A 25,640-nucleotide genomic window follows, 5' to 3' on the forward strand; every position below is an offset into this window, starting at 1 on the left:
TGGTTGTTTTATATTCCTTTACTGTTGCTTATTTAAACATTTTACGCTTTTATTATTAGGGCAATAAACGAAGCGGTAAAAGGATGCCGCCGCAATGGTGATGATTACGGAAAGGAGAGAGACTGATGCGAATTAAACCTGACGATAACTGGCGCTGGTATTATGATGAAGAGCACGATCGTATGATGCTCGATTTAGCCAATGGCATGTTATTTCGCTCGCGTTTTGCTCGCAAAATGCTCACCCCTGATGCTTTTTCGCCGTCTGGTTTTTGTGTTGATGATGCCGCGCTTTATTTTTCCTTCGAAGAAAAATGTCGCTATCTGGATTTAGCCAAAGAACAAAAAGCAGAACTGGTGCTTAATGCGCTGGTGGCTATTCGTTATCTCAAACCGCAAATGCCTAAAAGTTGGCACTTTGTGGCGCATACCATTAACTGGTCGCCCGTGGTCGGTGACGCGGCCTGCGTTTATTTAAGTGATACCGAAGAGCAGGTAAATCTGCTAGTGGTAGAGCCGGGTGAAAATGCGGCGCTTTGCTTGCTTGCGCAGCCTGGCGTGGTGATTGCCGGGCGCACCATGCAGCTTGGCGACGCGATTAAAATCATGAATGACAGACTGAAACCGCAGATCCCTGCTGACAGTTTCAGCCTTGAGCAGGCGGTTTAACTTTCCAGCCTGATTGCTGTTTTCGGCACACAACTGCAGCAAAGAATCGTCCCGTCATCGCCAATGGCTGATTTTTTCAACGGACTGACTTCACCGTCTACCAGCCGAATCCGGCAGCATCCGCAGATTCCCGCCCGGCACGAATAGGGAACACGGATCCCCTGGTTCTCCAGTTGTTCAAGCAACACCTGCTGATTGTTCCCGCGAAAGGTTTGTCCCTGCCAGTCAATGAGCACCGTGGCATCAGGTTGCTGTTGCTGTGGTACGGTATCATCAGATTCAGCCGCACCGTAAACTCTGCCCGGACCGGTTGCCAGAATTTCGACATCATCCCCGACGCGGATCACGCCGCTGTTACGCGCAATCAAATTCTGACCAAAATCGACATCGCCATTATCCGCTGCTGTACGGAAGGTTTGCAGCGTCGCCAGCGGCTCGCCTGACGGATGTTTCTGGCCTTTTTCCGGGCTGACCGTTGTGAAAATACACCGGCTACAGGGCTTGGCGACATCAAAAATAACGTCACCAATACGAATCACCTTCCAGGTATCTTCTTCCCAGGCTCCAGCCCCGGAAACCACCAGATTGGGGCGAAACTGCTCCATTTTGACACTTGCCGGACAGCGCTGTTGTAAATCACGCAGGGACGCGTCATTCGTCAGGAGAAACGGATAACCATCGGCGAAAGATAAAGGGACGCTCTGGTGGCGCTTCACCCGCCGTGTCAGATGGGGGCCAACCCAACGTAGCTGTACCTCGCGGGAGAAAAAGCCGCTCAGCCATTGGTTGATCGCGTCCGGCGCGATACGTGCGGTAAAGTGATTTCCCCAGACCTCGGTCGGCGCATCCTGGGTTGCGAAGTCATCAAAGCGTACTACCGCGCTGCTGCCGTCCGGCGCCGTGAGATGCAGCCCGTCATACAAAGGAGAAGGGGTGAAACGCACCATCTGCGGAAACTGTCGCGCGGTAATAAACGTTCCGTCGGGTTCGGTAATCATAAAGATGCGATCAAAGGCCAGACCACTCACGTCTGCCAGGGCGTGCGTTAGCCCAATGCCGCGCATTGATTTAACCGGATGAATAAAAAGTCGGGTTAACGTTACCACTGTACAGTCCCTCGAACGAAAATAAGCCTTCAACTTTATGACAAGGACGTGAGATTAGCTATAATGCGCGGCAATTTTCTCGGAGTAAAAGTGACATTATGAATTCTCTGTTTGCCAGTACGGCCCGTGGGCTGGAAGAGCTGTTAAAAACTGAACTGGAAAACCTCGGCGCGATGGAGTGCCAGGTCGTTCAGGGTGGGGTCCATTTTAAGGGCGACACGCGGCTTATTTACCAGAGCCTGATGTGGAGCCGCCTGGCCTCGCGCATTATCCTGCCAATGGGAGAGTGCAAGGTCTACAGCGATCTGGATCTGTACCTCGGTGTTCAGGCAATCGACTGGACAGAGATATTTAATCCAGGCGCGACGTTTGCGGTGCATTTTAGCGGTCTGAACGAGACCATTCGTAACAGTCAGTACGGCGCGCTGAAAGTCAAAGATGCGATTGTGGATGCCTTTACCCGCAAAAATCTGCCGCGTCCGAATGTGGATCGTGAATCCCCTGATTTACGTATCAACGTCTGGCTGAACAAAGATACTGCCAGTATTGCTCTGGATTTGAGCGGAGACGGTCTGCATCAGCGTGGCTATCGCGATCGCGCGGGTCAGGCACCGATCAAAGAAACGCTGGCCGCCGCCATCGTGATGCGTTCAGGCTGGCAGCCGGGTACGCCGCTGCTCGATCCGATGTGTGGTTCCGGTACGCTGCTGATCGAAGCGGCGATGTGGGCGACCGATCGTGCGCCGGGCCTGCATCGTGGATACTGGGGTTTTAGCGGCTGGGCACAGCATGATGAGGCTATCTGGCAAGAGGTCAAAGCGGAAGCTCAGGTGCGTGCGCGCAAAGGGCTGGCAGATTATACGTCGCATTTTTATGGCTCTGACAGCGATGCCCGCGTTATTGAAAAAGCCCGTAGCAACGCCCGCCGCGCCGGTATTGCCGATCTGGTGACGTTTGAAGTCAAAGATGTGGCTAAACTGAGCAACCCACTGCCGAAAGGGCCGTATGGGACGGTGATCAGCAACCCGCCATACGGCGAACGTCTGGATAGCGAACCGGCGCTGATCGCATTGCACAGCCTGCTGGGACGCACCATGAAAAACCAGTTTGGCGGCTGGAATCTGTCGCTGTTCAGCGCTTCCCCGGATTTGCTCAGCAGCCTGCAATTACGTGCCGATAAGCAGTTCAAAGCGAAAAACGGCCCACTGGATTGCGTGCAGAAAAACTATCACGTTGCGGAAACCACCGCAGACAGCAAGCCTGCGACCGTGGCGGAAGATTATGCGAACCGTCTGCGTAAGAATATCAAGAAACTGGAAAAATGGGCGCGTCAGGAAGGGATCGAATGCTATCGCCTGTACGATGCTGACCTGCCGGAATATAACGTTGCAGTAGACCGTTACGGTGACTGGGTCGTGGTACAGGAATACGCGCCACCGAAGACGGTTGATGCGCAAAAAGCACGTCAGCGCTTGTTCGACATTATTGCTGCCACGCTGTCGGTGCTGGAGATTGCGCCGAATAAACTGGTACTGAAGACCCGTGAGCGACAGAAAGGGAAAAATCAGTATCAGAAGATGAATGAGAAGGGTGAATTCATTGAGGTTGGCGAGTACAACGCACGTTTGTGGGTCAACCTGACTGACTATCTCGATACCGGTCTGTTCCTGGATCACCGTATTGCGCGTCGCATGCTGGGTCAGATGAGCAAAGGCAAAGACTTCCTCAATCTGTTCTCTTACACCGGCAGCGCCAGCGTACACGCTGGTCTGGGCGGTGCGCGTAGCACGACGACAGTCGATATGTCGCGTACTTATCTGGAGTGGGCGGAACGCAACCTGCGACTGAACGGACTGAGCGGTCGTGCGCATCGTTTAATTCAGGCGGATTGCCTGGGCTGGCTGCGCGAAGCAAATGAACAGTTCGATCTGATTTTTATCGATCCGCCGACGTTCTCTAACTCGAAACGTATGGAAGACTCGTTTGACGTCCAGCGCGATCATCTGGCGCTGATGAAAGATCTGAAGCGCCTGCTGCGTAAAGATGGCACGATCATGTTCTCCAACAACAAACGTGGATTCCGTATGGATCTCGACGGTCTGGCTGAACTGGGGCTGAAAGCACAAGAAATTACCCAAAAAACGCTTTCCCAGGACTTTGCCCGTAACCGTCAGATCCACAATTGCTGGCTGATCACCTCAGCCTGAAAGGAAAAGTAAATGTCATTAATCAGTATGCATGGCGCATGGCTATCGTTCAGCGATGCGCCGCTCCTTGATAACGCCGAGCTGCATATCGAGGATAACGAACGCGTCTGTCTGGTTGGCCGTAACGGCGCAGGCAAATCGACGCTGATGAAGATCCTTAACCGTGAACAGGGTCTTGACGACGGCCGGATTATTTATGAGCAGGATCTTGTCGTGGCGCGTCTGCAACAGGACCCGCCGCGTAATGTTGAAGGCAGCGTCTATGATTTCGTTGCGGAAGGGATTGAAGAACAGGCTGAATACCTGAAGCGCTATCACGATATTTCTCGCCTGGTAATGACCGATCCCAGCGAGAGAAATCTGAACGAAATGGCGCGGGTTCAGGAAATGCTCGATCACCACAATTTGTGGCAGCTCGAAAGCCGCATTAATGAAGTGCTGGCGCAGCTTGGGTTGGAGCCAGACATGGAGCTGGCATCGCTCTCTGGCGGCTGGCTGCGTAAAGCGGCGTTGGGCCGGGCGTTAGTCAGTAATCCACGCGTTTTGCTGCTGGATGAACCGACGAACCACCTGGATATCGAAACCATCGACTGGCTGGAAGGCTTCCTGAAATCGTTCAATGGAACGATCATTTTCATCTCTCACGACCGTTCGTTTATTCGCAATATGGCGACGCGTATTGTCGATCTTGACCGCGGCAAACTGGTGTCCTATCCGGGGAACTACGATCAGTATCTGCTGGAGAAAGAAGAAGCGCTGCGGGTTGAAGAGCTACAGAATGCGGAGTTTGACCGCAAGCTGGCACAGGAAGAAGTCTGGATCCGTCAGGGCATTAAAGCGCGCCGTACCCGTAACGAAGGCCGTGTGCGTGCGCTGAAGGCCATGCGTCGTGAACGTAGTGAACGTCGCGAAGTCATGGGTACAGCGAAGATGCAGGTTGAAGAGGCGAGCCGCTCGGGCAAGATCGTCTTTGAGATGGAAAATGTCGATTATCAGGTTGATGGTAAGCAACTGGTGAAAGACTTCTCTGCGCAGGTACAGCGTAGCGACAAAATTGCATTAATTGGTCCTAACGGCTGTGGAAAAACGACGTTGCTGAAGCTGATGTTAGGCCAACTTCAGGCGGACAGCGGCCGAATTCACGTCGGAACAAAGCTGGAAGTTGCCTATTTCGATCAGCATCGTGCGGAACTGGATCCCGATAAAACCGTGATGGACAACCTTGCTGAAGGTAAGCAAGAAGTGATGGTAAACGGTAAGCCACGCCACGTGCTGGGTTATCTGCAGGACTTCCTGTTCCATCCTAAACGCGCTATGACCCCTGTTCGTGCGCTCTCGGGTGGGGAACGAAATCGCCTGTTGCTGGCGCGTCTTTTCCTGAAACCCAGCAATCTTTTGATTCTCGATGAACCGACGAACGATCTCGATGTTGAAACGCTGGAATTACTCGAAGAGCTGATCGACGGGTATCAGGGCACCGTTTTACTGGTGAGCCACGACCGTCAGTTTGTCGACAACACTGTGACCGAGTGCTGGATCTTTGAAGGCGCAGGCAAAATTGGTCGTTATGTGGGCGGATACCATGACGCGCGCGGCCAACAGTCACAATATGTGGCGCTTAAACAGCCTGTCGCAAAAAAAACTGAGGAAGTTGCTGCTCCTAAAGCAGAAATTGTAAAACGTGGCACTAGCAAACTAAGCTATAAACTACAGCGCGAACTGGAGCAGCTTCCCGCGTTGCTTGAAGAGCTGGAAGCGAAACTGGAAGCACTACAAGCTCAGGTTGCAGACGCCGCTTTCTTCAGTCAGCCGCATGAGCAAACGCAACAAGTATTAGCTAATCTGAATGAAGCGGAACAAGAACTTGAGCAAGCCTTTGAGCGCTGGGAGTATCTTGAGTCTTTGAAGAATGGCGCATAATTAAAGGAGCACATATGTGCGAACATCACCATGCCGCGAAGCATATTCTATGTTCGCAGTGTGACATGCTGGTGGCGTTACCTCGCCTTGAGCATGGTCAGAAAGCGGCATGTCCACGATGTGGCACTACGTTAACCGTTGAGTGGGACGCGCCAAGGCAGCGTCCTACTGCTTATGTTATCGCAGCGTTGTTTATGCTGCTTTTATCTAACCTTTTCCCCTTTGTGAACATGAATGTCGCGGGGGTGAGCAGTGAAGTGACGCTGCTGGAAATCCCCGGTGTTCTTTTCTCTGAAGATTACGCCAGTCTTGGCACCTTCTTTTTATTATTTGTCCAGTTGGTTCCCGCTTTCTGCCTGATGAGTATCCTGCTGTTGGTGAATCGGGTAGAAATGCCCGGGCGGCTAAAAGCGCATCTGGCCCGTATTCTGTTTCAGTTAAAAAGCTGGGGGATGGCGGAAATCTTCCTTGCCGGCGTACTGGTCAGTTTCGTTAAGCTGATGGCTTATGGCGATATCGGGGTGGGGAGTAGCTTCATCCCATGGTGTCTGTTTTGTATTCTCCAGCTGCGCGCGTTTCAGTGTGTGGATCGACGCTGGCTGTGGGATGACATTGCCCCGATGCCTGAAATTAAGCAGGTTCTAAAGCCGGGCGTTCCCGGTATTCGACAAGGTTTACGTTCATGTTCTTGCTGCACGGCTATTCTTCCCGCTGATGAGCTGGTATGCCCACGTTGCCAGGCCAAAGGCTATGTGCGTCGCAGAAATAGTCTGCAATGGACGCTGGCGTTATTGTTCACGTCGATCATGCTTTATCTTCCAGCCAATATTTTGCCGATCATGATCACCGATTTGTTGGGGTCAAAACTGCCTTCAACGATTCTTGAGGGTGTCGTTTTAATCTGGAGTGAAGGTTCTTATCCGGTGGCGGCGGTGATATTTATCGCCAGTATTCTGGTGCCGACGTTAAAAATGATCGCTATTGCCTGGCTGTGTTGGGATGCAAAAGGGCATGGTAAGCGCGACAGCGAGCGGATGCATTTCATCTATGAGGTCGTGGAATTTGTCGGTCGTTGGTCAATGATCGATGTTTTTGTTATTGCGGTACTCTCTGCGCTGGTGCGCATGGGAGGATTGATGAACATTTATCCTGCAATGGGTGCTTTGATGTTTGCTTTAGTCGTCATTATGACAATGTTTTCTGCGATGACGTTTGATCCACGTCTGTCGTGGGATCGTGAACCAGAACCAGGCCATGAGGAGTCCTGACAGCATGGAATCTAAAAGTGGGGAAGCCAAAGTGCAGAAGGTGAAGAACTGGTCGCCCGTATGGATATTCCCGATCGTCACTGCACTCATTGGCGCATGGGTACTGTTTTACCACTACAGTCATCAGGGGCCGGAAGTCACGCTGATTACGACCAATGCCGAAGGTATTGAAGGGGGTAAGACAACGATTAAGAGCCGTAGCGTTGACGTTGGCGTGGTTGAAAGCGCGACGTTGACAGACGATTTAACGCACGTGGAAATTAAAGCACGGCTTAACTCCGGCATGGAAAAACTGCTCCATAAAGATTCGGTCTTTTGGGTGGTCAAACCGCAGGTGGGACGTGAAGGTATCAGCGGTTTAGGTACGCTGTTATCGGGTGCCTATATTGAACTGCAGCCCGGAAATCAGGGTAGCCGACTGGCTAACTATCAACTGCTGGACTCTCCGCCGCTGGCACCACCGGATGCGAAAGGGATCCGCGTGATTCTGGACAGCAAAAAAGCCGGTCAGTTAAGCCCGGGCGATCCGGTCTTGTTCCGTGGTTATCGTGTGGGTTCTGTTGAAACCAGCACGTTTGATGCGCAAAAACGCACGATCAGTTATCAACTGTTCATTAATGCGCCAAACGACCGCCTTGTCACCAGCAATGTGCGTTTCTGGAAAGACAGCGGTATTGCTGTGGATCTTACCTCTGCGGGTATGCGCGTAGAAATGGGATCCCTTGCCACATTGTTTGGCGGCGGAGTGAGCTTTGATGTACCTGAAGGGTTAGAACAGGGCCAGCCGGTTGCGCAGCAAGCGTCCTTTAATCTCTATGATGACCAAAAAAGTATTCAGGATTCACTCTATACCGACCACATTGATTACCTGATGTTCTTTAAAGATTCGGTTCGCGGATTGCAGCCTGGCGCGCCGCTTGAGTTTCGCGGCATTCGTCTTGGTACGGTGAGCAAAGTGCCTTTCTTCGCACCGAATATGCGTCAGGTCTTCAACGATGATTATCGTATTCCGGTCCTGGTCCGCATTGAACCTGAACGGTTGAAGGCGCAGTTGGGTGAAGATACCGATGTCGGGGCTCACCTGGCGGAATTGCTCAAGCGTGGGTTAAGAGGATCGTTGAAGACAGGGAACCTCGTGACAGGGGCATTGTATGTCGATCTCGACTTCTATCCGAAGGATCCGCCGATTACGGGCGTACGTGAATTTAATGGTTATCAAATTATCCCGACGGTGAGCGGTGGTCTGGCGCAGATCCAGCAGCGTTTGATGGAAGCGCTGGATAAGATTAATAATCTGCCGCTGAACCCAATGATTGAGCAGGCGACCACTACGCTGTCGGAAAGCCAGCGGACGATGAAACACCTGCAAACCACGCTGGATAATATGAATAAGATAACCGGTAGCCAGTCGATGCAGCAGCTTCCGGCAGATATGCAGAACACGCTGCGCGAGCTCAATCGTAGCATGCAGGGCTTCCAGCCAGGCTCCGCAGCCTATAACAAGATGGTGGCAGATATGCAGCGTCTTGATCAGGTTCTGCGTGAACTGCAGCCGGTTCTGAAAACGCTGAACGATAAGAGCAATGCGCTGGTGTTTGAAGCGAAGGACAAAAAAGATCCAGAACCGAAGAGGGCGAAACAATGAAAAAGTGGCTAGTAGTCATGATGGCGGTCTGGCTGACTTCATGCAGCTCAAGCGGAGAGAATAAAAGCTATTACCAGCTACCCATCGCGCAGGGAGGTGTGCAGAGCACGGCCAACCAGGGTAACCGTCTGCTGTGGGTTGAGCAGGTTGCGGTACCGGATTATCTGGCGGGTAATGGTGTGGTGTACCAAACCAGCGATGTTAAGTACGTGATAGCCAATAGTAATCTCTGGGCCAGCCCGTTAGATCAGCAACTGCGCAATACGCTTGTTGCTAATCTCGGCAAACAATTGCCCGGATGGGTTGTTGCTTCACAGCCGCTGGGCAGCACGCAGGACACGCTGAACGTGACGGTGACAGGCTTTCACGGCCGCTACGATGGCAAGGTCATTGTCAGCGGGGAATGGTTGCTGAATCATCAGGGGCAGCTGATCAAGCGTCCGTTCTACATCGAGACCGTGCAGACAGAGGACGGTTATGATGCGATGGTGAAGGTGCTGGCCAGCGCCTGGAGCCAGGAAGCGACGGCTATTGCACAAGCGCTGAAGCAGATCCCTTAGTTTAAATAATTGTAAATTCTACCGCCTCCGGCCAAGCGCCCGAGGCGGTTTTTTTTATTTTTTTATCCGTTGAGGTAGCTGTTCTGACAGCAAATTTTTGTACAAATGATTTACCAGGTAGCTCACAAATATGACACTGGCGTGAATTTTGCGCATTGACGAGCCTGGTGTTTAGAGGTATTCGTTTAGTGTGATTGCACACTTAGTAATCACTGTTTTCTTTTCCACCAGACCCAAAGATGAGGGAAACGAGGCATGAAGAGACAAAAACGAGATCGCCTGGAACGGGCACATCAACGTGGATATCAGGCCGGCATTGCCGGACGCTCAAAAGAAATGTGTCCCTATCAGACGCTGAATCAGAGGTCATACTGGCTGGGAGGCTGGCGAGAAGCCATGGGGGATAGGGTTTTAATGGCCTGATTCTGTCTCTTTAGATAAAAGAAACCTCCGCAGTGCGGAGGTTTCGCCTTTTTGTAGACCTGATAAGACGCAATCACATCATCATCATCAGATGTTCTACGCGCTCCTGGATTAGAACGCTGAAGTATCCTGGAAAAGGCCCACTTTCAGATCATTGGCGGTATAGATCAGACGACCATCAACCAGCACTTCACCATCAGCCAGGCCCATGATCAGGCGGCGGTTAACGATGCGTTTGAAGTGAATACGGTAAGTCACTTTCTTCGCCGTCGGCAGAACCTGGCCGGTGAATTTCACTTCACCTACGCCCAATGCACGGCCTTTACCTTCGCCGCCCAACCAGCCGAGGTAGAATCCAACCAGCTGCCACATGGCGTCCAGACCCAGGCAACCAGGCATCACCGGATCGCCAATAAAGTGGCATCCGAAGAACCAAAGGTCCGGGTTGATATCCAGTTCAGCTTCAACATAACCTTTGTCAAAGTTGCCGCCGGTTTCGGTCATCTTGATGACACGGTCCATCATCAGCATGCTTGGCGCAGGCAGTTGTGGGCCTTTTGCGCCGAACAGTTCACCGCGACCAGAGGCAAGAAGGTCTTCTTTTGTATAGGATTCGCGTTTATCTACCATGTTCTCTGTAAGCCTTATTTTATTGAAGCACGCAGGATAGCTAACACGTGTACGCTGAACAAGTCCGATCAGTTCGGAATAATGGCGTTCAGCCAACGTAGCGGCCATGGAAAACGGTGACGACCTTCCTGTTGCGTTGCGGTAGCAATACGCTCCTGGATAGTTTGCATCAGCGTTGTCTGGCCTTCACCGTCCCACACCAGATTTAACAATAATGGCAGCGCATCGGTCACATCGTCCACTGCCCAGATAGTGAATTTTTCTTCCTCAACGGCCTGTAACAACGCGGGCTGCAGACTCAGGTGTCTGACGTTGGCTGCAGGAATAATGACGCCCTGTGTACCCGTGAGTTCGCGTTGCTGGCAGATGGTAAAGAAGCCTTCGATTTTCTCATTCAAGCCGCCAACAGGTTGTGCACGACCGAACTGATCGACAGAGCCGGTAATGGCGATACTTTGATTAACCGGGACATCCGCAAGGGCGCTTATCAAGGCGCACAGTTCCGCCATTGATGCACTGTCGCCGTCCACTTCGCTATAAGATTGCTCGAAAGTCAGTGAGGCTGAGAAGGGGATCTGCTGTTCAAGCTGCAGTTCCGACATCAGGAATGCCTGCATAATCATCATGCCTTTGGCATGAATATTTCCGCCCAGCTCAGCTTTACGCTCGATATCCGTAAATTCGCCATCGCCAATGTGCACGACGCAGCTAATGCGAGAAGGTTCGCCAAACGCACGCGGGTGACCCGGAAATTCAATCACCGACAGGGCGTTGATTTGGCCAACACGCTCACCTTCAGTTTCGATAAGAATCTGCTCTTGCAGGATCTCATCCTGCATACGTTCGGCGAGGAAACCTTCTCGCCATTCACGTTGCGCAAGCATCAAACTGAACTGCTCGGCATTGCAGGTTTCGCTCTCGCACAATGGCGCAACTTCTTTGAGTTGTCGGGTGATCCACAACGGGTTTAGCGGCAATGTGTCTTGCTCGCCAGTGTAGCGCACGGCCTCACGGATCAATACTGGCCAGGCATCTGGCGCGGGATACGGCAGCGTGTTGCGTCTGGCGGTATGCGTCACCCACTGACACCATTGCGTCATTGTTTCAGCATCGACTATTTGCAGGTTATCTTCAAACTCGCTGTAAATGGCCTGTTCTGCCAGTTCGGGCTCCATTTCCTGGAAGTCTGCCAGCGATTCCCGCTCACCGACTAACACCACTTTCAGTTTAAGCGGCATAGAAGGCACGGAGACAGGAAGCGGACGAGACTCATCAAAGGCAACCCAGTCAAATCGCTCGTGGCTGACAATGGCTTTCAGTCGCATCCACAGGAGTGGTTGAGCCAGAAGGGTGCGTAATGAGATAACAAGCACACCGCCGTTAGCCTGATGCACCAGCCCCGGTTGCAGCGTAATTTCGCCATTGAACTGACGCAAACAGCCAAACAGTTGTTCGGCTTCAACCCAGTCAGCATTTACCACCTGAGTTAACGTCGCAAAATTGTCTTCTGCTTTCTCTGCTGTACGGTAACGGATGGTGTGACCAGAGATCTCGTAATGACCTCCGGTCAGGTTTCCGGCATCCATGTGCAACGCGCGCGCAGCCGTTGAAATAAGATTGAGATACTCAAGCTCTTCCGGCGCTTTAACCAGCATAAACGAGGATGTCGTCCAGTGCTGAAGAAGCTGCTCTAGCGCAAATTGTAAACGTGGTTGAGTATCACTGAGTAAGGTGTCAGTTTCGTCAGTGACGTGGGGCTGTGCAAATATTTCCTGATAACTGTCGGTATCAGGAACCAGATCACGCCATGCAAGTTTCGTAATGGTCAAAGTTGATGTTTTTTAGTCTGTTGTAAAAAACGAGATTATACCGTAACCGCCAGCACTGCACACGCGGAAAGCACCACGAAACGGATGCGATGGCGCGCGACAGTTCACAGGCTGGATATTCTTTTCTTCAGATGCTCAAAAAGCTGATATTCTGATAAGAGTTACACGGTAACATTGAGATCGCAATGAAATATCAACAACTTGAAAACCTTGAAAGCGGCTGGAAATGGAAGTATCTGGTGAAGAAGCATCGTGAGGGGGAATTGATCACCCGTTACGTGGAAGCCAGCGCTGCCGAAGAAGCCGTTGATTTGTTGCTAACCCTCGAAAATGAACCGGTTCGGGTTAATGCCTGGATTGAAAAACACATGAACTCTGCGCTGCTTAATCGTATGAAACAAACCATACGGGCGCGGCGTAAGCGGCACTTTAATGCCGAGCATCAGCATACGCGTAAGAAATCAATCGATCTGGAGTTTATCGTCTGGCAGCGCTTAGCCGGTCTTGCGCAGCGACGTGGTAAAACGCTCTCAGAAACGATAGTGCAGTTGATTGAGGATGCAGAGCATAAAGAGAAATACGCGAACAAAATGTCTACGTTGAAACAAGATTTGCAGGCGTTGTTGGGAAAAGAATAGGGCAGCAGTCGCGGTAATATGTTGAGAAACCGCGTTGTTCAGATCAATATTCAGATGAAAAAAAACCCCGCAGCGCGGGGTTTTTTTATAAGACGATAACTTATGCCTGAGGCTGAGTTACAACGTCTTTGATGCCTTTAACTTCGATCTCAACGCGACGATCCGGGGCCAGGCAGTCGATCAGTGCAGCGCGAGCTTTCACGTTGTCACAGGTGTTGCCGGTAACCGGGTTGGATTCGCCCATACCACGTGCGGAGATTTTGTCAGAAGGAATACCTTTAGAGATCAGGTAATCAACAACGGACTGAGCACGTTTCTCGGACAGACCCTGGTTGTAAGCGTCAGAACCGATGCGGTCAGTGAAGCCCAGAACCACTACGGAACCGTCTTTCGGATCCAGGTTGCTCAGCTGGCTGTACATCTGATCCAGAGCCTGCTGGCCTTCTGGTTTCAGAGTTGCTTTGTTGAAGTTGAACAGAACGTCAGACTTCAGAGTGAAGTGTTTGGTCTGTACTTCTGGAGCCGGAGCCGGAGCCGGAGCAACTACCGGAGCTGCTTCTTCCTGCTGGCCGAAACGGTAGGAAACACCTACGCTCAGCAGGCCGTTATCTGGACGACCACCAACGGTGTTCGCGTCACCGATGTTGTTGGTCCACTGGTATTCCAGACGGGTAGCGATATCAGGAGTAATTGCATACTCTACGCCACCAGCGAATACTGGGGATACACCAGTGTCGTGGTCTTTGAAGCCATTGCTGCTTTTAGCGTCTGCACGCCAAACCATACCACCCAGACGGGTATAAACGTCCAGATCGTCAGTGATTGGGTAACCCAGTTTAGCGGTCAGCTGAACGCCCTGAGCTTTGAAAGCGCCGTTTTGAGATACATCACCGTTAGCATAGCCTTTGTATGGCATACGACCTAACCAGTCGTAACCCATTTCAAAACCAACATACGGGTTAACCTGATAACCACCGAACGCACCAGCACCCAGTTGGCTTTCGTGGGTAGGACCGGTGTTGTTGATCTGGTTGTTGCCTACATCATGGAACTGAGACCAGCCCATTTTGGCACCAGCATACCAGGTGTTATCTTTCGGAGCGGCCTGCGCCACGGTAGCGAAACCAGCCAGTGCCACTGCAATTGCGATAGCTGTCTTTTTCATTTTTTGCGCCTCGTTATCATCCAAAATTCGCCATGAATATCTCCAGAGAGATAACACGGTTAAATCCTTCACCCGGGGACCAGTTCAATAGTTACTCTACCGATATCTGCGGCTTATGCCGAGCACCCCTGGCGATGTAAAGTCTACAACGTAGTTGAAAACTTACAAGTGTGAACTCCGTCAGGCATATGAAAAAAAAAGGCTTGTATACACACTATTTAACATTTATGGATGATTTATTGTGCTGCAAATACGCGGAAAACCGCTTCAGACAGGCATTCACACTAAAAATACGTTAGAGCTCAAAGCCAAATTGAGACATGAAAAAAAATTCCAGGAAAAATCCTAATTTTACTCAATGATACAAATTTGAGTGAATTTTTAGACCAGAAAGGTGTCTCCCGCCAGGAGCCTGTGCACGGACAGGACGCATTATAAATCCCATCGCGTTACCTTCATCTGCTGCTTTCACCAGTTCAGCATGCTCATCTTCCGTTAATTCTTCTGTCAGCCAGCCGATGACGACACTGTAGTTGCCTGTGCGCAGTGCGCGCACCATTGACTCCAGCGTATGACAAGGAGAAAGCTGGTGGATTTGCATCACTTTCGTCAATGGGAGTCCCGCTGATTGAACCCATTCACGGCTCAATTTTTGCTGAGGCGTGAGCCAGAGTTGCCAACGTGATTGCTGACCCAATTGCTGAAGCAAGGGTAAAAGCAGTAATTGCGTCATCATGGGCTGGTCCTCGCGATAGACAACTTCACTAATAAGCCCGGCGGTCGCGTTCTCAGAAGAGACGCGCGCAATATTGCTTGATGCGGAAGAGAACGACGAAGAGCGATTTGCGTAGCCTGAAGTGTACATAATCAATCCAGCCCTGTGAGTTACTGTATGGATATACAGTAACCCTGCAACCAACAAAGATCAACCTAATTTTCGGAAACAGTCTCGCAATTTTTAGTCGCCGTCACGGGAAAAATAAAATTCATCTTGCCCCACAACACTAAGTTGCCTATTTTCGTCATTAACGGATCCGTTATTACGAAGTATTCTTTTACGTTATGATTTAAAAGGATTTTTATGAAGAAACTTTCCTATGACAGGATCTATAAATCGCAAGAATATTTGGCATCGTTGGGGACCATTCACTATCGCTCATTGTTTGGCAGCTACAGTCTGACGGTTGGGGATACGGTCTTCGCAATGGTCGCCAGCGGTGAGCTATACCTTCGGGCTTGTGAGCAGAGCGTACAGTACTGTGTAAAGCATTCACCTGTCTGGCTGACGTTTATGAAGCGAGGGCGGCCGGTCATACTCAATTATTACCAGGTGAATGATGCGCTATGGCGAAACCAGACGCAGTTGCTGTCGTTATCTCAGTATTCGCTGGATGCGGCAGTGAAAGAAAAGCAGAGTCGTTTTGCGCATCATCGCTTGCGCGAATTACCGAACATGACGTATCACCTGGAGTCTCTGCTGAATGAGGCCGGTATTAAAGATGAAAGCACGTTGCGCGTGCTGGGTGCCAGGATGTGCTGGCTGAAGCTTCGACAAAGTAATCCATCTCTGACGGTGAAAATACTCTTTGCCCTCGAAGGGGCGATCAGCGGCGTGCATGAAGCGGCGCTCCCGGCAGTCCGTCGCCAGGAGCTGGTTGAATGGGTGAGTTCGCTTATGCCTGAACCGGGTTATTAGACGGCGACGCGGCGATTTGCTGCTGCAACCGTCTGATTTCTGGCAGCAATGCAATCAATAATCCAACTTGCTGTACGACCAGCGGTTCTTTACTGTCCGGGCGCGGTTCAAGATGTTGAATTCGCTTTTTCAGTCCCTCAAGAGCCTGATATACGCGCTGCTCGTCAGCGAGTTGATGGTGAAGCGCATCATCAACATAGCAGACGGCATCATCCAGCAATGCCAGAACTTCCGGGTTGGTCAGTTGCTCCCGGTGGGCGCCCAGGGCCGAAATATAGCTGGTAAAGGTATGGTTGAGGCACAGTAAACGGAATGCGATTTCACGCGTTTGAGCCGTCACATCAGGTTCACTGGACATATTCGACACCACGGATGCCAGTTCTGCATCACGATTATGAGCGTCGCGACGGGCAATCCGGTATGCCAGCCGGTTATCTCGTCCCTGATGATATTGTTCGAGAATGGCGTCGAGGTAGCGACAGTTAGCATCCGTTGCACGTTCAATGACGCGCGGCAGGTTACGAAAACGCCAGTCAGGCCAGATAAAACTGACGGCGGCCCAGGCGATTGCACAACCGATCAGCGTATCGATGACGCGCGGTAGAGCCACCTCAAAACCTTCGCCAAGCAGGTTAAAGCACAGTAAGACCAGCAGGGTAATAAACATCGTGGCATGCGCATACTGGACGTTGCGGAAGGCAAAAAAGAGCACGCCGGTAATCACTAATAATATCAACTGACCTTCCAGTGAGGGAACGAACCACAGGATTGGCAACCCAATGGCTATCCCCACTAATGTGCCGATAATCCTCAGCGCCAGACGATGTCGGGTTGCGTTGTAGTTAGGCTGACACACAAACAGACTGGTGAGCAGGATCCAGTACCCATGGTTCATCCCCGTGATCTGAATAATGGCGTAACCCACGCAGAGCACCAGCGACATGCGGATCGCATGGCGAAAGAGGGCGGACTCAGGCGTAAAATTGCGGCTCAGACGCAGCCATATATCACTAAACCCGTGCGGACTGTCATCGGCAAGCTGGTTTTCAGACTCATTTCGCGAGATGACCTGAGCCTGTTCGGACTCAATGGTTGCCAGCTGCGCATCGATAGCACGTAGGTTGGAAAGCAAGAAACCTAACGTGTTGAGGAGATCTGCCGGTGCGCCGGTTGCACGCATGCGTTCGAGGGCGGCATCAAGATGTGTGAAGGCGCGTTCAAAGTGCGGATCGTGCTGGTAAGGCGTGCGCAATAATATACAGCGTGACAGCTGCGTACAGGCTTGTCCCTGCATTGACATCAATCGCTGAAAGCGAAACATCACGTCGCTGTGACGAAAATGGTCGCGTAGCGTCTGGTACTGAATATGCGATGAACTTGCCCGTTCATGAATATCCTGAGCGACAAAATAGTAGTGCAGGGTGCGACGTGTACCACGTTGCCCACGGTCTCCGCGAAGACGGGTCAGTAATGACACCTTAGTTTGGTTTAGCGTCGCCATGAGCTGCCCGTTGGCCAGCGCTAAATCATAAAGCGGCGCCTGGCTTTCATCTTCGATATCAGGATCAAAAAGACGCGATTTCAGCTCCAGATAATGCGCCAATTGCTCGTAGCTACGGGCCAGATTATCTTGCAGAGGCCGGATCGGGAACAGAAGATGCCCGGTCAGCGTCAGCAGGTTGTACCAGATGGCGCCAGCAAGCAGCAGAACCGGCTGTTGATACCACTGATCGTATAGCGAAGTCCCCAGCATGGTGTAAATCGCTATCAGCAGCGCACCGAAGGCAATTGTCGCATAGCGTTGGCCTAGCCCGCCAAGCAGAATAAAACCGCTGGTAGAGAGCGTTAATCCAAGGGCGAAAAGCCACGGCCAGGGGAAGAGGAGTTCCACGGAGGCGGAGGCAATAAAAAAACAGATCAGCGTGATGATCAAATTGCGCAGCCGTCCGGCGAGCCGGTCGTCCAGGTCGGTCAGTGCGGCAGCTACCATGCCCAGCGTGAGAGGGATAGTCAGCTTTACGTCACCCAGCCACCACGGCAGTGCCGTTGTGCCGCAAAGCGCGATGAAAATCCGTACGTAATACAGCCAGGTGCTGTTCCAGGTATAGCGTTTAAGCAGAGGACTTAACATAAAGACGATGAGTCCTGATTATTGAAAGCGGCGGCGCGCATTGGCTTCACGTGCGGCGCGGGCAGTTTCAACAGAGACCACGCGACGACCGACGGGCCAGAGCGCAATGGCGGCAATCTTAAAGTTCGCAATGCCAACGGGAATACCGATAATCGTAATGCATTGCGCGATGCCGGAGGCAATGTGCAGCAGACACAGCCACCAGCCGAAGAAAATCAGCCAAAAGATATTCAGCAATGTTCCGCCGGTGTTCATCAGAACGCTTTGACCTGCCGGATTGAGTTCATCCACGTGAATCGCTTCGTTGCCGAAGGGAAACAAAGACAGGCGAGTGATTTCCCAGCATGAGCGTGTCAGCGGCAGAGTAAAAATAAGCACGATACTGACCAGCGTTGCCAGCAACCAGGCTAAGGTGGTGGCGAACCCCCCGAGTACAAAATTTAAAATATTCAGAACAGTGCGCATGAACCCTCGATAAACTCTGATTTTCTGTGAATTCGGCAATTGTAACGTTTTTTTAGGCTGGAGCACGTTTTCTCTGGCGGTTACACTGAGAGTAAACCTCTTCGTGTGGATCCGCTTAAGTCTATGGAACTGAAAGCAACTTCTCTTGGAAAACGTCTGGCTCAGCACCCTTACGATCGAGCCGTTATTCTCAATGCCGGTATTAAAGTTTCCGGCGATCGTCATGAGTATCTTATTCCATTCAATCAGTTACTGGCTATACATTGCAAACGCGGCCTTGTATGGGGGGAGCTTGAATTTGTGCTCCCGGAGGATAAGGTCGTGCGCCTGCACGGTACGGAATGGGCTGAAACGCAGCGTTTCCATCATCACTTGAATGCGCGCTGGCAGCAGTGGAGTCAGGAAATGAGCGAGGTGGCTGCGGGTGTGTTGCAGGAGCAACTGGCGGCCATCGCAGCCCGTACTGACGACACTAAATGGCTGACGCGCGATCAAACGCTGGGGCTGCAACAGCAGATACGCCGCGCATTTGCCGCTCTGCCGCTTCCGGTCAATCGTCTGGAAGAGTTTGAAAACTGTCGTGAAGCATTACGACTGTGCCAGGCATGGTTAAAAGACATTGAAGCTTGCCGCTTGCAGCATAATCAGGCCTACACCGATGCCATGCTGGTGGAACATGCCGAATTTTTCCAGAACATTGAATCCTCGCCGCTGAATCCGGCTCAGGCGCGTGCGGTTGTGAATGGCGAGAAATCGCTGCTGGTGCTTGCGGGAGCCGGAAGCGGTAAAACTTCTGTCCTGGTTGCCCGTGCGGGATGGCTACTGGCGCGGGGTGAAGCAGCGGCAGAACAAATTCTGCTGCTGGCTTTCGGTCGTAAAGCGGCTCAGGAGATGGATGAGCGTATTCGCGAGCGGCTGCATACCGAAGAAGTAAGTGCGAGGACATTCCACTCACTGGCGCTGCATATTATTCAGCAGGGCAGTAAAAAAGTTCCGACGGTTAGCAAACTTGAAAACGATACTGCTGCGCGGAATAAACTCTTTATCACAGCCTGGCGCCAGCAGTGCAGTGAGAAAAAAGCTCAGGCCAAAGGCTGGCGACAGTGGTTAGAAGAAGAGATGCAATGGTCGGTACCGGAAGGAAATTTCTGGGACGATGAAAAATTGCAACGTCGCCTGGCTTCAAGGCTGGATCGTTGGGTTGCGCTGATGCGTATGCATGGCGGGGCGCAGGCAGAGATGATTGCAAATGCGCCGGAGGAGATCCGCGATCTGTTCAGTAAACGAATCAAACTGATGTCGCCGCTACTCAAAGCCTGGAAAAGCGCCCTGAAAGATGAAAACGCCGTTGATTTCTCCGGGTTGATCCATCAGGCCATCATCATTCTTGAGAAAGGGCGCTTTGTCAGTCCCTGGAAGCATATCCTGGTTGATGAATTTCAGGATATTTCCCCGCAGCGCGCGGCCCTGTTAGCCGCATTACGGAAGCAAAATTCGCAAACTACCTTGTTTGCCGTGGGAGATGACTGGCAGGCAATTTACCGTTTTAGCGGTGCGCAGCTTTCGTTAACGACTGCATTCCATCAAACGTTTGGCGAGGGCGATCGTTGCGATCTGGATACAACATACCGCTTTAATAGCCGTATCGGAGAGATCGCAAACCGGTTTATCCAACAAAACCCCCATCAGCTCGTAAAACCGCTTAATAGCCTGAACGCAGGGGATAAGAAAGCCGTTACGCTGCTGGATGAAAATCAATTGGATGCGTTGCTGGATAAGTTATCCGGTTTTGCAAAAGCGGAAGAGCGCATTCTGGTTCTGGCGCGATACCATCATCTCAAACCCGCCAGTCTGGAGAAAGCGGCAACCCGTTGGCCTAAGCTACAGCTGGATTTTATGACAATCCATGCCAGTAAAGGACAGCAGGCGGATTACGTGATTGTCGTGGGGCTTCATGAAGGCAGCGATGGTTTTCCGGCTCCGGCTCGCGAGTCAATCATGGAAGAGGCGTTGCTTCCGGCAGTGGAAGATTTTCCTGATGCAGAAGAGAGAAGGTTACTGTATGTGGCGCTAACGCGTGCCCGACATCGGGTGTGGTTGCTGTTTAACACAGCGTCGCCATCCTGCTTTGTTGATGTGCTTAAACAACTGGATGTGCCGGTCGCCAGAAAGCCCTGAAACGCAGGCGGCAAATGCCGCCTGACAGGCGGTTATTTGAGGCGCTCCGCGAGGTAACGGGCGTAATCCGGGATCAGGATTTCCGTCGCATCATTGAAGTTAGGCGACTGGATGATGAAATCGGCAGTTGAAACGTTGGTGGCGACCGGAATGTTCCATACCGTGGCCAGACGCAGAAGCGCTTTGACATCAGGATCGTGCGGCACCGCATTGAGCGGATCCCAGAAGAAAATCAGCACGTCAATTTTGCCTTCTGAGATCAGCGCGCCTACCTGCTGATCGCCGCCCATCGGACCGCTCAGCATGGCGTTAACGTCCATGCCGGTTGCGCGCTGAATTAAGTTTCCAGTCGTGCCCGTCGCATAGAGAACGTGTTGTTCCAGCAATGGCTGGTGGCGTTCCACCCAGCTCATCAGCATCTGTTTACAGTGATCGTGTGCAACCAGCGCAATATGTTTACGCGCCGGTAAAGTGCGAGTCGTTAATTCCATAGTACTGCTCCCAAGTTAACCTCGTTACAGAGTACTGGAAGCACTTGACGCTGCAAGAGAAAGACAAAAAAAATGCGCACGCGAACATAAATGTCACGAAGGCGGTTGCTTCTCAGCCCATTGCAGAAAGTTGCTTCGTGTTTGCGGGTCGGCTTGCTGAAACCAGTATTTCAGACGTTGCTCGGTGAGTGTCTGCGATTGCGGTGGCACCCGATCCAGTTCCGACACGCCAGAAAGCAGCGAGCTATCATCAGCCATCATGGTGGCAAATTGCGGTAATGAGGCATGTCTGGAGGCTTTGTTATAGCGCTCAGTCTCACGTTCATAATCGATGATTTTCGCCGTGGACGTGATCGTCAGGATATCCAGTTTCACCGGAATGGGCATGGAATCCCCATCCAGCAGTTCTACGCGCGGGGCGCTATCAAAATGGGTCGCGTCGCGTTCATTGCCCAGGCGTGGAAGATGGAAATTGACCTGGCTGACGAGTTGAGTGTTAAAGCTTACCACCAGCGGTGGGGAAATATAAAGACGTTCTTCATGGCTGGACAGACGAATCGTTTTCTCTACGCGAAACACCAGTTGATGCGGGCCATTCTCAAGCTCAATGCTGTCAGCGCCACGCAGCAAAGAGCTGGAAACCTTTTTTCCGTCCAGCACCAGAAGATCAATGTCATTTGACAGGCGTAAAGACGTCGCAAAAACGGTTACCGGCAAACACAGGGCGAGCAATGCTGTCACAATGCCGGTTTTCATAAGGTTCTCCTGTCCAAAATGCCGGGTTAAGATGTATCAAAACTTTTCGACAATCATGTTTACTAACATATAGACATAATTTCCAGTTTAGCTCTCATGCGCCAGTATGGGATGAATGGTTGCAACGTCAGGTTTGTCGTACACTTTGCAAAACAGCCTGGAGGAAGATGATGAAAGAGACCGATATTGCTGGCATTTTGACATCCACCCGTACGATTGCGTTGGTGGGGGCAAGCGATAAGCCCGATCGTCCAAGTTATCGGGTAATGAAATATTTGCTCGATCAGGGCTATCACGTTATTCCGGTTTCCCCAAAAGTTGCCGGGAAAACGCTGCTGGGACAACAGGGCTACGCCACGCTGGCGGATGTCCCCGAGAAAGTGGATATGGTGGATGTCTTCCGTAATTCAGAGGCCGCGTGGGGTGTGGCGCAGGAAGCGATTGCTATAGGGGCGAAGACCTTATGGATGCAGCTTGGGGTCATTAATGAACAAGCGGCTGTGCTGGCGAGTGATGCCGGTCTGGCCGTGGTGATGGATCGCTGTCCGGCCATTGAAATCCCGCGACTGGGGCTGGCGAAGTAAGTCTTTACCGTGGTGCAGTTACGCGTTGCTTATCCGGCGTGTCGTTCACAGCCGGATAAGATGCGTAGACCCGATGGGCGAAGCGCCATCGGGCACGGCTTAACATCAGTTGCGCAGGCGTGGAGCCTGAAGCTGCCTACGGATTGTCCGCGCCAGTTCATCCATCGAGGGTTGCTCGGGATGCTCTTCCTGTAATTCACTGCTCAACTGTGCTTCCGCCAGATACGTATGTACTGGCAGGCCATTGTCGTCTTCCATCACCACGTGATACCAGGGAGCGGCGCGAAGTTCGTCGTTGACCGCCAACTCATCGGGTGACGGGTCATCAAGCGAATATTCCGGGTCGATATCCACGACCACTCCGAGGTAACCTAACAGGGAATGGCGGACCTGCTGGCCGATACCGAATTTGCTGGCAATCATAGTCACCTCCCGGGAAATAGATACCCTCTATGTAAGGGTAATATTCCTCATTTCAAGTTACATGATGCGACAGGCAAACCCTTTCAGATACAGCCCTTCCGGGTAGGTAGCGATCACGGGGTGATCGGCGGCCTGACGGAACTGCTCTATAAATTGTACATCACGACCAGCATCTATTGCGGCATCGGCGATGATTTTCTGAAATAAATCGGTGGTCATCAGTCCAGAGCAGGAGAATGTCAGCAATACGCCACCCGGATTCAGTAGCTGGATAGCCAGCATATTGATGTCTTTATAGCCGCGACAAGCGCCCATCAGCTGGCTTTTGTTTTCGACAAACTTCGGCGGATCCATCACGATGACATCAAATTTCTCACCGCGATCGCGATAAGTACGCAGCAGTTTGAACACGTCATCACGTACAAATTCGGCCTTGCTCAGATCCAGCTTGTTCAGTTCAACGTTCTGCCTGGCGATATCGAGCGCTTCCTGAGAGGTATCAACGCTGACCACCTGGCTGCATCCACCCATTAATGCCGACACGGCGAAGCCGCCGGTATAAGAGAAGCAGTTCAGTACGCGCTGATTTTCCACGTAGCGACGCGTTGCCAGACGGCTGTCACGTTGATCCAGGTAATAGCCGGTTTTATGACCGTGCTGGATATCAACCAGCAGCTTCATGCCGTGTTCTTCAATCGGCAGCAGGGCAGGCGGCAGTTCGCCGGTAACGGGCCCTTGTGTCAGCTCCATCCCTTCTTTCTTACGTACCGCCACGTCGCTACGGTCATAAATGGCGCATTCCGGGAACACGGCCTGCAGGGCGCTAATCAGGGCGGCACGTTGGTATTCAGCACCCGCACTGAGCAGTTGCAGAACGAGGAAGTTATCAAAACGGTCAATGGTGATGCCGGGCATACCATCAGATTCACCGGCAATCAGGCGGTAGCTATTCAGACCGTCCTTTTTCGCCAGCCAGTCGCGCCATTTCTGTGCTTGTTGCAGACGACGAATAAAGAAATCAATATCAATGGATTCAGACTTATCGAACGTCCAGACACGTGCACGGATCTGCGACGCAGGGGAATACGCACCGCGTGCTAACCATTTACCCTGATGGTCAACAATATCGATGGTTTCACCAAGATTGGCTTTACCTTCCATACGTGCGACGGCACCGGAAAAAACCCACGGATGGCGGCGAAGTAATGATTTTTCGCGCCCTTTGGCTAACACTAAACGTACACTCATAATTTACTATTCTGTCGATTCAGAGAAATGGGCGCCATTGTCCTGAGTTTTACGAGGATTTGCAACGCGCGCCGCGATGATAAGGAGAACTGCAATGTCGAAAGTCTGCATAATCGCATGGGTACACGGCCGGGTACAGGGGGTTGGATTTCGCTATACCACGCAACAAGAAGCACAACGCCTGGGGTTGACCGGGTATGCGAAGAATATGGATGACGGCAGCGTTGAAATTGTCGCCTGCGGCGAAGGCGAGCAGGTGGAAAAACTGATGAAGTGGTTAAAATCCGGAGGACCGCGCAGTGCCAGGGTAGAGCGTGTTCTCAGTGAACCGCATCGCCCTGGCGACGAACTAAAAGGGTTTAGTATTCGCTATTAAATACATTTTACCGGTTTAGGCAGACCCGCAATTTTAGTCGCCTGTTTGGCCGGACCTTTTGGGAACAGGCGATAGAGATAACGGCTGTTGCCTTTCTCTTCGCCGAACTTATTCGCCATGGCTTTTACCAGCATGCGAATGGCCGGAGACGTATTAAACTCCAGATAAAAATCGCGCACAAAACGCACGACTTCCCAGTGTTCTGCAGACAGGGTGATACCTTCGTTCTCAGCGATGACAGCCGCCAGCGGCTCGCTCCATTCGGTCGTGTCTTTTAAATAGCCTTCGCTATCGGTACTGATTTCTTTACCTTCAAAGATCAACATAATTCTTCACTGCGTTAGTCAGACTGGCGGCAGTTTACCAAAAAAGAAAGCCCCGCATAAGCGGGGCTGGATAATGCAGTGTGATGTCTTAGTCGCGGCTGGCGAAGCCCAGAATGCTCAGCAGGCTGACGAAGATGTTGTACAGCGAAACATACAGGCTGACAGTCGCACGGATGTAGTTGGTTTCACCGCCACGGATGATGTTGCTGGTTTCAAACAGGATTGCGCCTGAAGAAATCAGGATAAACACCGCGCTGATAGCCAGATGCAGAGCCGGCAGTTGCAGGAAAATATTCGCAACCATGCCGATCAGTACGACCACGATACCCGCCATCAGCATACCGCCGAGGAAGGACATATCTTTACGGGTGGTCAGCACATAGGCAGAGCAACTGAAGAAGACCAGCGCCGTCCCGCCCAACGCCATGGCGATAACATCACCCATGCCCGCAGACAGGTAGGTGTTCAGGATCGGCCCAAGGATATAACCCAGGAAGCCGGTGAAAGCGAAAGCTGACAGAATGCCGACTGGCTTATCTGCCGTCTTGTACGTCAGGAACATCAGTCCGTACATACCGACCAGTGTCAGGATAAGACCCGGAGATGGCAGCATCAGTACTGTGCTGGCGGTCGCAGTGATCGCCGAAAATGCCAGCGTCAGGCTCAGCAGAAAATAGGTATTGCGCAGCACTTTATGTGTGCTGAGTAGCGATGTACGGTCGCGCGAAGAACTAATAATACGATCCATGAGTCACTCTCTTATGACAGATGTAATTAATGACGGAGGATAATGAAATCACTGGCAATGACACAGCGGTTTTACCCATCTTTACGCATTTTAACCCGCCAGGCTTAAGCATTTTATTTCAGCAAAAGCGCATGAATTAGATGTTATCACTTATTGTGT

Annotated in this window: 25 protein-coding genes; 12 read left to right on the forward strand and 13 right to left on the reverse strand. The window is 51.7% G+C overall.

What is annotated here, in order from left to right; all coding sequences use genetic code 11:
* Positions 1–125 precede the first annotated feature (125 nt).
* Positions 126–668 carry a cell division protein ZapC gene (gene zapC / locus N7268_RS17710; RefSeq protein ID WP_198903625.1) on the forward strand — a complete coding sequence of 181 codons (543 nt, stop codon included), beginning with the start codon at positions 126–128 and terminating at the stop codon, positions 666–668.
* Here zapC and N7268_RS17715 read toward each other — a convergent pair.
* A complete protein-coding gene (locus tag N7268_RS17715; protein WP_260863895.1) occupies positions 665–1,774 on the reverse strand; it encodes a YcbX family protein in 1,110 nt (369 codons plus the stop codon). The genes zapC and N7268_RS17715 overlap by 4 nt on opposite strands.
* Positions 1,775–1,872: 98 nt before the next feature.
* On the opposite strand from N7268_RS17715, the gene rlmKL reads away from it, so the two are divergent.
* From rlmKL to rmf, 6 genes are all read left to right on the forward strand, one after another.
* Entirely contained in the window at positions 1,873–3,981 is a 2,109-nt protein-coding gene (gene rlmKL, locus N7268_RS17720) for a bifunctional 23S rRNA (guanine(2069)-N(7))-methyltransferase RlmK/23S rRNA (guanine(2445)-N(2))-methyltransferase RlmL (protein ID WP_260863896.1), read from the forward strand.
* Positions 3,982–3,993: 12 nt separating this feature from the next.
* Positions 3,994–5,901: an ABC transporter ATP-binding protein gene (locus N7268_RS17725; protein WP_260863897.1), complete on the forward strand. Its 1,908-nt coding sequence runs from the start codon at positions 3,994–3,996 to the stop codon at positions 5,899–5,901.
* 14 nt (positions 5,902–5,915) lie between these two features.
* Positions 5,916–7,169, forward strand: a complete 1,254-nt coding sequence (gene pqiA / locus N7268_RS17730; RefSeq protein WP_260863898.1) for a membrane integrity-associated transporter subunit PqiA — start codon at positions 5,916–5,918, stop codon at positions 7,167–7,169.
* Positions 7,170–7,173: 4 nt separating this feature from the next.
* Positions 7,174–8,814 carry an intermembrane transport protein PqiB gene (pqiB, locus tag N7268_RS17735; RefSeq protein ID WP_260863899.1) on the forward strand — a complete coding sequence of 547 codons (1,641 nt, stop codon included), beginning with the start codon at positions 7,174–7,176 and terminating at the stop codon, positions 8,812–8,814.
* Positions 8,811–9,374: a membrane integrity-associated transporter subunit PqiC gene (gene pqiC, locus N7268_RS17740; RefSeq protein ID WP_260863900.1), complete on the forward strand. Its 564-nt coding sequence runs from the start codon at positions 8,811–8,813 to the stop codon at positions 9,372–9,374. The genes pqiB and pqiC overlap by 4 nt, the downstream gene beginning before the upstream one ends.
* Before the next feature lie 255 nt (positions 9,375–9,629).
* A complete protein-coding gene (gene rmf, locus N7268_RS17745; protein ID WP_003035871.1) occupies positions 9,630–9,797 on the forward strand; it encodes a ribosome modulation factor in 168 nt (55 codons plus the stop codon).
* Positions 9,798–9,908: 111 nt separating this feature from the next.
* Here the strand turns inward: rmf and fabA are convergent, their stop codons facing one another.
* Both fabA and N7268_RS17755 read right to left on the reverse strand, forming a co-directional pair.
* Positions 9,909–10,427: a bifunctional 3-hydroxydecanoyl-ACP dehydratase/trans-2-decenoyl-ACP isomerase gene (gene fabA / locus N7268_RS17750; RefSeq protein WP_003035875.1), complete on the reverse strand. Its 519-nt coding sequence runs from the start codon at positions 10,425–10,427 to the stop codon at positions 9,909–9,911.
* A 68-nt stretch (positions 10,428–10,495) separates the two neighbouring features.
* Positions 10,496–12,256, reverse strand: coding sequence for a Lon protease family protein (locus tag N7268_RS17755; RefSeq protein ID WP_260863901.1), 1,761 nt, complete (start codon positions 12,254–12,256; stop codon positions 10,496–10,498).
* A 185-nt stretch (positions 12,257–12,441) separates the two neighbouring features.
* Here N7268_RS17755 and matP point away from each other — a divergent pair, with 185 nt between their 5' ends.
* Entirely contained in the window at positions 12,442–12,894 is a 453-nt protein-coding gene (gene matP, locus N7268_RS17760; protein WP_260863902.1) for a macrodomain Ter protein MatP, read from the forward strand.
* 100 nt (positions 12,895–12,994) lie between these two features.
* Here the strand turns inward: matP and ompA are convergent, their stop codons facing one another.
* Together ompA and sulA are read right to left on the reverse strand one after the other, a co-directional pair.
* Positions 12,995–14,059, reverse strand: a complete 1,065-nt coding sequence (gene ompA / locus N7268_RS17765) for a porin OmpA (RefSeq protein WP_260863903.1) — start codon at positions 14,057–14,059, stop codon at positions 12,995–12,997.
* A 355-nt stretch (positions 14,060–14,414) separates the two neighbouring features.
* The gene (sulA, locus tag N7268_RS17770) at positions 14,415–14,924 is read right to left on the reverse strand and encodes an SOS-induced cell division inhibitor SulA (protein ID WP_260863904.1); all 510 of its coding nucleotides are present in this window, start codon (positions 14,922–14,924) and stop codon (positions 14,415–14,417) included.
* Between the two features lie 216 nt (positions 14,925–15,140).
* Between sulA and N7268_RS17775 the strand changes: the two genes are divergently transcribed.
* Entirely contained in the window at positions 15,141–15,755 is a 615-nt protein-coding gene (locus N7268_RS17775) for a TfoX/Sxy family DNA transformation protein (RefSeq protein ID WP_260863905.1), read from the forward strand.
* Here N7268_RS17775 and yccS read toward each other — a convergent pair.
* Together yccS and N7268_RS17785 are read right to left on the reverse strand one after the other, a co-directional pair.
* Positions 15,733–17,886, reverse strand: coding sequence for a YccS family putative transporter (yccS, locus tag N7268_RS17780; RefSeq protein ID WP_260863906.1), 2,154 nt, complete (start codon positions 17,884–17,886; stop codon positions 15,733–15,735). The genes N7268_RS17775 and yccS overlap by 23 nt on opposite strands.
* Positions 17,887–17,904: 18 nt before the next feature.
* Positions 17,905–18,351: a YccF domain-containing protein gene (locus N7268_RS17785; RefSeq protein ID WP_260863907.1), complete on the reverse strand. Its 447-nt coding sequence runs from the start codon at positions 18,349–18,351 to the stop codon at positions 17,905–17,907.
* Between the two features lie 123 nt (positions 18,352–18,474).
* On the opposite strand from N7268_RS17785, the gene helD reads away from it, so the two are divergent.
* Positions 18,475–20,529 (forward strand): DNA helicase IV, encoded by a 2,055-nt coding sequence (helD, locus tag N7268_RS17790; RefSeq protein ID WP_260863908.1) that lies wholly within the window; start codon positions 18,475–18,477, stop codon positions 20,527–20,529.
* Between the two features lie 32 nt (positions 20,530–20,561).
* Here the strand turns inward: helD and mgsA are convergent, their stop codons facing one another.
* Complete coding sequence (gene mgsA / locus N7268_RS17795) at positions 20,562–21,020, reverse strand: methylglyoxal synthase (protein WP_260863909.1); 459 nt, start codon at positions 21,018–21,020, stop codon at positions 20,562–20,564.
* Positions 21,021–21,113: 93 nt separating this feature from the next.
* Complete coding sequence (gene csgI / locus N7268_RS17800) at positions 21,114–21,776, reverse strand: curli synthesis inhibitor (protein WP_260863910.1); 663 nt, start codon at positions 21,774–21,776, stop codon at positions 21,114–21,116.
* Positions 21,777–21,946: 170 nt separating this feature from the next.
* Between csgI and N7268_RS17805 the strand changes: the two genes are divergently transcribed.
* Complete coding sequence (locus N7268_RS17805; protein ID WP_260863911.1) at positions 21,947–22,360, forward strand: CoA-binding protein; 414 nt, start codon at positions 21,947–21,949, stop codon at positions 22,358–22,360.
* Positions 22,361–22,465: 105 nt separating this feature from the next.
* On the opposite strand, the gene hspQ is transcribed toward N7268_RS17805, so the two are convergent.
* On the reverse strand, positions 22,466–22,783 hold the full coding sequence (gene hspQ / locus N7268_RS17810) for a heat shock protein HspQ (protein ID WP_260863912.1): 318 nt from the start codon (positions 22,781–22,783) through the stop codon (positions 22,466–22,468).
* Positions 22,784–22,840: 57 nt separating this feature from the next.
* Positions 22,841–24,031 carry a 23S rRNA (cytosine(1962)-C(5))-methyltransferase RlmI gene (gene rlmI, locus N7268_RS17815; RefSeq protein ID WP_260863913.1) on the reverse strand — a complete coding sequence of 397 codons (1,191 nt, stop codon included), beginning with the start codon at positions 24,029–24,031 and terminating at the stop codon, positions 22,841–22,843.
* A gap of 94 nt (positions 24,032–24,125) precedes the next feature.
* Here rlmI and yccX point away from each other — a divergent pair, with 94 nt between their 5' ends.
* On the forward strand, positions 24,126–24,407 hold the full coding sequence (gene yccX / locus N7268_RS17820; RefSeq protein ID WP_260863914.1) for an acylphosphatase: 282 nt from the start codon (positions 24,126–24,128) through the stop codon (positions 24,405–24,407).
* Here yccX and tusE read toward each other — a convergent pair.
* Entirely contained in the window at positions 24,404–24,733 is a 330-nt protein-coding gene (gene tusE, locus N7268_RS17825; protein WP_198903646.1) for a sulfurtransferase TusE, read from the reverse strand. The two genes, yccX and tusE, sit on opposite strands and share 4 nt — an antisense overlap.
* An 88-nt stretch (positions 24,734–24,821) precedes the next feature.
* A complete protein-coding gene (yccA, locus tag N7268_RS17830; protein ID WP_043015806.1) occupies positions 24,822–25,481 on the reverse strand; it encodes an FtsH protease modulator YccA in 660 nt (219 codons plus the stop codon).
* Between the last annotated feature and the right edge of the window lie 159 nt (positions 25,482–25,640).

Origin of the sequence: Citrobacter sp. Marseille-Q6884, assembly GCF_945906775.1 — a bacterium.
Lineage (GTDB): Bacteria > Pseudomonadota > Gammaproteobacteria > Enterobacterales > Enterobacteriaceae > Citrobacter.